The organism is Lentzea sp. NPDC058450, from assembly GCF_042721395.1.
Taxonomy (GTDB): domain Bacteria; phylum Actinomycetota; class Actinomycetes; order Mycobacteriales; family Pseudonocardiaceae; genus Lentzea.
In genome coordinates, this window is record NZ_JBHXLO010000021.1 from 1 (window position 1) to 6,755 (window position 6,755).

General features: G+C 68.9%; 3 protein-coding genes. 1 reads left to right on the plus strand and 2 read right to left on the minus strand.

The window, feature by feature from the left end; genetic code table 11:
• Positions 1–580 precede the first annotated feature (580 nt).
• Both ACFWNN_RS28755 and ACFWNN_RS28760 read right to left on the minus strand, forming a co-directional pair.
• The gene (locus ACFWNN_RS28755; protein ID WP_382443053.1) at positions 581–2,269 is read right to left on the minus strand and encodes a flavin monoamine oxidase family protein; all 1,689 of its coding nucleotides are present in this window, start codon (positions 2,267–2,269) and stop codon (positions 581–583) included.
• 33 nt (positions 2,270–2,302) lie between these two features.
• Positions 2,303–3,097, minus strand: a complete 795-nt coding sequence (locus ACFWNN_RS28760; protein WP_382443054.1) for a carbon-nitrogen hydrolase family protein — start codon at positions 3,095–3,097, stop codon at positions 2,303–2,305.
• Positions 3,098–3,794: 697 nt separating this feature from the next.
• Here ACFWNN_RS28760 and ACFWNN_RS28765 point away from each other — a divergent pair.
• Complete coding sequence (locus ACFWNN_RS28765; RefSeq protein ID WP_382443055.1) at positions 3,795–6,551, plus strand: AAA family ATPase; 2,757 nt, start codon at positions 3,795–3,797, stop codon at positions 6,549–6,551.
• The last annotated feature ends 204 nt before the right edge of the window (positions 6,552–6,755 follow it).

Genomic DNA, 6,755 nt, shown 5'->3' on the forward strand with positions numbered 1-6,755 from the left:
TCGGCCGGAAAAGGCCGGGCTGAAAAGCGCCCGGCCGAGCTCTCGAAGCTAGCACCTCGCACCCAAAGTCAAGCCCCAATCTCTTTGCAGCGTGGTTGCGTTTGTGCTGGTACGTCACGTCATTACCGGTTGATGTGGTGCGCCCAGGAGGGACGTCTCGCCTTCGGCATTGCGTTGGGTCTTGCCTGGGCTCGGCTGCGCCATCGCGATGCTCGCGCTCATACGGGCTCGCCTTCGGCATCGCGGACACCTAAAGCCATTGGTGACCTGAGTCTTGCCCAACCCCTCTTGCCCTAACCCGTCTTACCTCGAACCGTCTTGCCTTACGTCGTCTCGCCCGGCCCTGCTTCCCTCCGCACCACGTCTGCCCGACTGCCAAGAGGTGTGTCCTATCGGGACACGCCTCTTCGTCGTTCTGGCGAGGTCCTCGTCCCAGTCCGTCCGCGGTCCACTTCGGCCTCGGCCGCTTCTCGTCCTTCCTCCATGCTTCTTCCTCCTTCTGCCGGAACACGTCTGAGCCCCCGCGATCAGCTGATCGCGGGGGCTCGACGGTGGGAGGGGAAGTGGCTTGTGGGCTGTGTCAGTGGTCGGGGAGTTCCAGTGGGGCGATCTCGGCGAAGACGTCGCCTGGGCCCGGGTTGCCTCGGTGGGTGCGGCCGCCCAGGTGGTGCAGGACGCCCCAGACCGCGTTCAGTGCTGTGGTTACCGCGCCTTCTGCGAAGCCGCCGCACCACGAGATGTCGTCGCCTGCCAGGAAGAGGCCTCGCTGGGCGTCGGTGAGGTTGTCCTGCATGAAGTGCGTGTAGAGCCGGCGCTGGTAGCGGTAGTGGCCCGGCAGGTTGGCCTTGAACGCGCCCATGAAGTGCGGTTCGGTTTCCCAGGTGATGGTTACCGGGTCGCCGATGATGTGCGTGCGCACGTCTACGCCCGGGTAGATCTCGGCCAGGGAGCCCAGGACCACTTCCAGCCGTTCTTCCAGGGTCAGGGTCGCCAGTTTGAGCGAGTCGTCGTTCCAGGTGTAGGACAGGCACATGACGCCTGGCTTGTCCGGGCCGTCGTCGAAGAGGTAGACGCCTCGGGGCATGCGGTCGGTGAGCGTCATGCTCATGACGTGCCTGCCCGTGTTGGGGTCTATGTCCAGCCAGAAGGGGCGGTCGGTTACGACGAAGAGTTTTGAGCTGCCCATGTAGTGGGTGCGTTCTACCGCGGTCCACAACGGTTGGGGGAGCAGGGATTCGTCGGTCTTGACCTTCGACAGGAGTGCCCAGCTCTGTGCGGTGAACACTGCTGCCGGGAAGGTTCGGATGCCGTGCTCGGCGTCTTCTACCGTGATGCCGTGTGCGGTGCGGCGCATCCACTTGGCTGCGGGCTTGGGCACGCCTCGTTTGTGGAGGGAGGCCAGCGTTGTGCCTTCTGGCCAGTGGTCCAGGCGTTCTGGTGCGTGCGACCAGAGTCTGGTCGGGAGCTGTTGGCTGCCGCCGATGATGCGGTGCTGGTCTACGTCGGCGCCGTTGTAGACGACGCGCAGGATCTCCAGCATCGAGTTGGGGAAGTCGGTGTCCCAGCCGCCTGTGCCGAAGCCGACCTGGCCGAAGATCTCGCGGTGTTCGAACGAGGCGAACGCCGGGGAGCCGGCCAGGAAGCCGTAGAACGAGACGTCGTCCAGGCGGGGGACCAGGCGGTTCCAGATCGCCTTGATGGCCGCCACGTCGCGGGTGCGCACCGCGTCCGCCATCGCGGAGAGCTCCGCGGTCTCGTGCAGTGCCTTCTCCCACGCGTCCGCCACCTGCTGGTAGATCACCGGCAGGTCGGTCATGGTGTGGGCGAAGTGGCTGACGCCCTTGAGGTCCACCACGGTGCTGGGGGTCTCGTGCGACAGCGGGTTGGGGAACGGCGAGGTGCGCAGGCCGACCTTGTCGATGTAGTGGAACAAGGTCGTGGCCGCCAGCGGGAACCGCATGGCGCCCATCTCGGCGACCGACGTCGGGTGCTCCCGGAACGGTACCGAGCGCATCCGGCCGCCCAGCTGCTCGGCCTCGTAGAGAACCGGCCGCAGGCCTAGTTTCATCAGCTCGTACGCGGCTACGAGGCCTGCGATGCCACCGCCGATGACGGCGACCTCGGTGCCGTGGGCCGAAGCCGGTAGGGCGCCGAGGCCCGCGGGGTGGTTGAGCCAGTCGTCGTAGGCGAACGGGAAGTCCGGGCCGAACATCGTGACCGGCGATCGCAGGCCGTGCGGAACTGCGTCGGACGGGAAGCCTTGGTCCATGTGCGCTACCCCCGTGTGACGGTGGTGACCTGTTCAGGCAGGGTCAGTGGAAAGGGAGCCGTAGAGGTCCGGCCGTCGGTCGGCGACGTAGTCGTTGACCTGCTTGGCTTTCGTGATCCGCATGGGGTCGAGGTCGGCCAGCACCAGCTGTTCGCCGTGCACGTCGTCGTGCAGCGCGAAGCCGGACGGCCCTACCACGCGGGTGAGGCCGCAGTAGTCGAGCTCGCGTTCGGAGCCCGACCAGTTGACGTACGCGACGTAGATCTGGTTCTCCAGCGCGCGGGCGTGCACGAGCGTCTGCGCCACGATCTCCCACGGCTTCATCAACGCGGTCGGCACGACCAGCAGCTCGGTGCCCGCGAGCGCGTGCGCCCGCACGGTCTCGGGGAACTCGACGTCGTAGCAGATCAGCATGCCGACGGTCAGCCCGTCGAGCTCCGCCTGCACGACCGGCGTCTGGCCGGGTTCGAAGATCGCCCGGTCGATGTCGCCGAACAGGTGGGTCTTGCGGTAGGTCGCGAGGGTCTCGCCGGTCTTGTCGACCATGCGGACGGAGTTGTACACGTTGCCGTCGGCGAGTTCCGGCCAGCCGAAGACGATCGCGATGCCGGCCTCGGCGGCGATCTCCGCCACCTCGGTGCACATCGCGCCGTCGCCGGGCTCCGCGAGTTGGCGGAGCCTGCGCGGACCCAGGTGGTACCCGGTCAGCGAGACCTCTGCCGTGATCAGTAGTCGCGCACCCGCCGCGGCGGCTTCGTGTGCTGTGGCCCGTAACCGCGTCCTCGGGGCCTCACCACCCGCGACGGTCTGCCAGCAAGCGATCCTCATGTGCTTCGGCCCCTAGTTGACGGTGGGTGGGCAATGACGGTCGTGAAGCGGCCCGGTGGTGAACGGCCTCCACGACGTGAAGGTGGAACGGGGATGCGATTTCCCGGTCGGATGAGACATCCAACGCGACAACGCTAGGCAGCGCCGTCGCCGGGCGACAACCCGGCGAGACCCCCTGCCGAACCCCTGTCCGGCCTGGGGTGACCCCTGTCGTGCCGGGGGCGGTGGCGGTGCGGCGGCGGGGCCGAACGGTACAGGTTCGGCAGATGAACTTCGTGGCCGCGTTTGTGAAGTCTTTATTAAGGAAGTGACGGGTGGCGCGTATGTGCGCATCCGTGTTAAATCGATGTCAGCTGTTCCCGTTGGTTATTTTTTGCATTTCGTTTCCGTGGGTTCGCCTCGGGGCGTCACGCCTGGCCGGTGCTGGCGGTTCGCGCTCGTCGGGGGTCTGCTAAAAGCGGGGCGTGCACGGGTTTTCGCGGTTCTATCGCATTGCTATCAAGGCTCTAATTTTCGGGCTCAGGCATCTCAATTGAGGGCTGACTAGGGGATGTACTAAGGGCTCTCGGGGTCTGATTTTCGCAGTGCCGGAATGCCCTGGTGTCACACCCCTCGGTCTGAGCTTGTCGCTGTTGGTTCGCAGCGCGCTCGTCCGCAGGGCCGGGGGGACAACACCGCGAGAGGAACGTGGTCGTAGATGTTGGTCGAACGAACGCGCGAGCTGGCCACCCTCCTGCACGTGCTGGAGGACTGCCGGCAGGGCCGGTCGGCGGTGGCCATGATCACCGGCGCCAGGGCCACCGGGAAGACCGCGTTGCTGCACGCCTTCGGCGAGGAGGTCCAGCGCTCGGAGGCGCTCCTGCTCAGCGCCTCCTGCACGCCGGGCGAACGCTCGTTACCGCTGGGGGTGTTCAGCCAGCTCCAGCGCAACGTGCCGGAGGAGTTCCGCCAGGACCGTTCCGCCGAGCAGCTGCCGGCCGAGAGCGCGAGTCCACTGGGGACGGACGCGGACGCCGCGCGGCGGGGGCACCTGCTCCGCCAGGCGAGCACGGCGTTGCTCGCCATCGCGGAGACCCGGCCCGTCGTGATCGTCGTGGACGACGTCCAGTACGCGGACGAGCTGTCCAAGGAGGCCCTGCTGCACGTACTGGGCAGGCTGCGGTCGACGCGCGTCGCCGTCGTCCTCACCCAGGGCGTCGGTGCGCGGGAGCCCCGCTCGCTGTTCCACACCGAGTTCCTCCGCCACCCCCACCGCCACAGCGTCTGGGTGAGCCTGTTGTCGCCCCGCGGTGTGGCGGAGGTCGTGGCCGCCGAGCTGGGATCGCGGGTCGCGGACGAGTTCGGCGCGCGCTACCACGAGATGACCGGCGGCAACCCGTTGCTGCTCCGCGCGTTGCTGGAGGACCAGCACCGCACCCCCTTCGACGGTGCTCCGGTGGCGGGCGAGGGGTTCGCCGAAGCCGTGATGAGCTGCCTGCACCGGGGTGACCCGGCGATCCGCGAGGTCGCCCACGCCCTCGCCGTGCTGGACTCGCACTCCGACCAGACCAGGCTGCTGGCCCGCGTGCTGGAGGTCGGCCAGAAGGCCGTGGCCAAGGACGTCGAGACCCTCGCGGACATGGGGCTGGTGCTGGGCGCCAACTACCGCGACCCGGCGATCCGCGAGGCGGTGCTCGACGACGCGTCGATCCACACGGACCTCCCCGAGCTGCACCAGCGCGTCGCGTGCCTGCTCTCGCAGGACGGCGAGGACCGGCGCGTCGTCGCCGCGCACCTCGTCGCGTCGGGCACGTCCTGCCCGGCGTGGGCGCTGCCCCTGCTGCGCGAGGCCGCCGACGCGGCGATCCTCGACGACCAGGTCGCGGAAGCCGTCGAGTACCTGGAGTTCGCGCTGAGCGACCACGCGGACGACGCGCCGGTCGAGCTCGTGATGATGCTGGTGCGCCTCAAGGAACGCCTGGCGCCCGCTTCCGTTCTGCAGCACGTGCCCGAGCTGGGACAGGCCATGCGCGAGGGGAGGCTGCTGGGCCACGGGCTGTCGTGGTTCGTGCGCCTGCTGGTCGTGCACGGCCGGGGTGACGACGTGGCGGAGGGCCTCGCGAAGCTGGTGTCCCGTTCGGCGGAGCTCGACGACCACGACCGGGCCGAGGTCGCCATCGCCCGCATGTGGGCCGCCGGGGCGTACCCGGACCTCGTCGCCGACGTGCCGCAGATCCGCCTGGAGCCCGTCGGGGTCGACGTGCGGACGGGGATGCGGGTGGACGCCGCCGCGGCGCTGACGCAGGTCGTCGACGGCCGGCTCGACGAGAACCTGATCATGACCGCGGAGCGCGTCCTGCAGAGCGCCAACCTCGCGGAGGAGCCGTCCGACGAGATCAGCTCCGCGCTGCACGTGTTGCTGTACCTGGAGAAGCTCGACAGCGTGAAGACGTGGTGCGACCGGCTGGTCCAGCGCGGTCCGCACTCGTCGCCCGGCTGGCACGGCGTGCCGGCGATGGTCCGCGCCGAGGTGGCGTTCCGCACCGGAGACCTGGGCACCGCGCGGGACCACGCGCAGGAGGCGCTGGAGAAGGTCGACCCGCGGATCTGGGGCGCGAGCATCGGCATGGCGCTCGGCACGCTGATCCTCGCCACCACCGCGATGGGCCGCTACGACGAGGCCGCGGCCGCGATGCGGCAGCGCGTGCCCCAGCACGCCTACCGGGGCCGCTACGGGCTGCACTACCTCTACGCGCGCGGGCACTACCACCTGGCGACCGAACAGCTGCACGCCGCGCTGGGCGACTTCCTGACCTGTGGCGAGCTGATGGTGAAGTGGGGGATCGACTCGCCGGGCATCGTGCCGTGGCGCGCCGGTGCCGCCGAGGTCTACACCCGGCTCGGAAACCACGCCAAGGCAAGGGAACTGGCCGACCAGCAGCTCGCACTGCCGGTCCTGGACAGGTCGCTGTCGCGCGGCATGGCGATGCGGGTCAAGGCCGCCACCACGGACCTGCGGCAGCGTTCGCAGCTGCTCTACGGGGCGCTGGAGGAGGTGCAGGCCGCCGGTGCGCAGCTGGAGGTCGCGCGGGTGCTGGCCGACCTCTCGCAGATGTACCACGAGCTCGGGCAGCCCGACCGCGCCCGGATCACGGCTCGCCGCGCCTGGCGTCTCGCCAAGGACTGCCAGGCGGAGACGTTGTGCGCGCAGCTGATCCCCGACAACGAGTCCCGTGCCGAGACGTCGCCGGGGGAGGCCAGGGCGGAGGCCCGCTGGGGCGCGCTCTCCGACGCGGAACGCCGGGTGGCGGGGCTCGCGGCGCTCGGGCACACCAACCGGGAGATCGCCACGAAGCTGTTCGTGACGGTGTCCACGGTGGAGCAGCACCTCACGAAGGTCTACCGCAAGCTGAACATCACGCAGCGCAGGGACCTGCCCGCCGATCTCTGGAACGTCGTGGCCCTGGGCGCCTGATCCCGGACCGCGCGGGGAGTCCCCCCGCGCGGTCCTGTCCTTCCCCGAGCTTCCTCCGCGCGAGGGAGCTCTTGCTTTGTCTGCACGACTTCATAGGAAGCCGCGAACGCAAGGGTTCCCTAGGGGCCGGGTAGGGGTGTTTGCGCCCTGGCCACCGGGAAACGATGCGTACGGTCGCGCATTTTCTGCCATCGGATTGTGGAG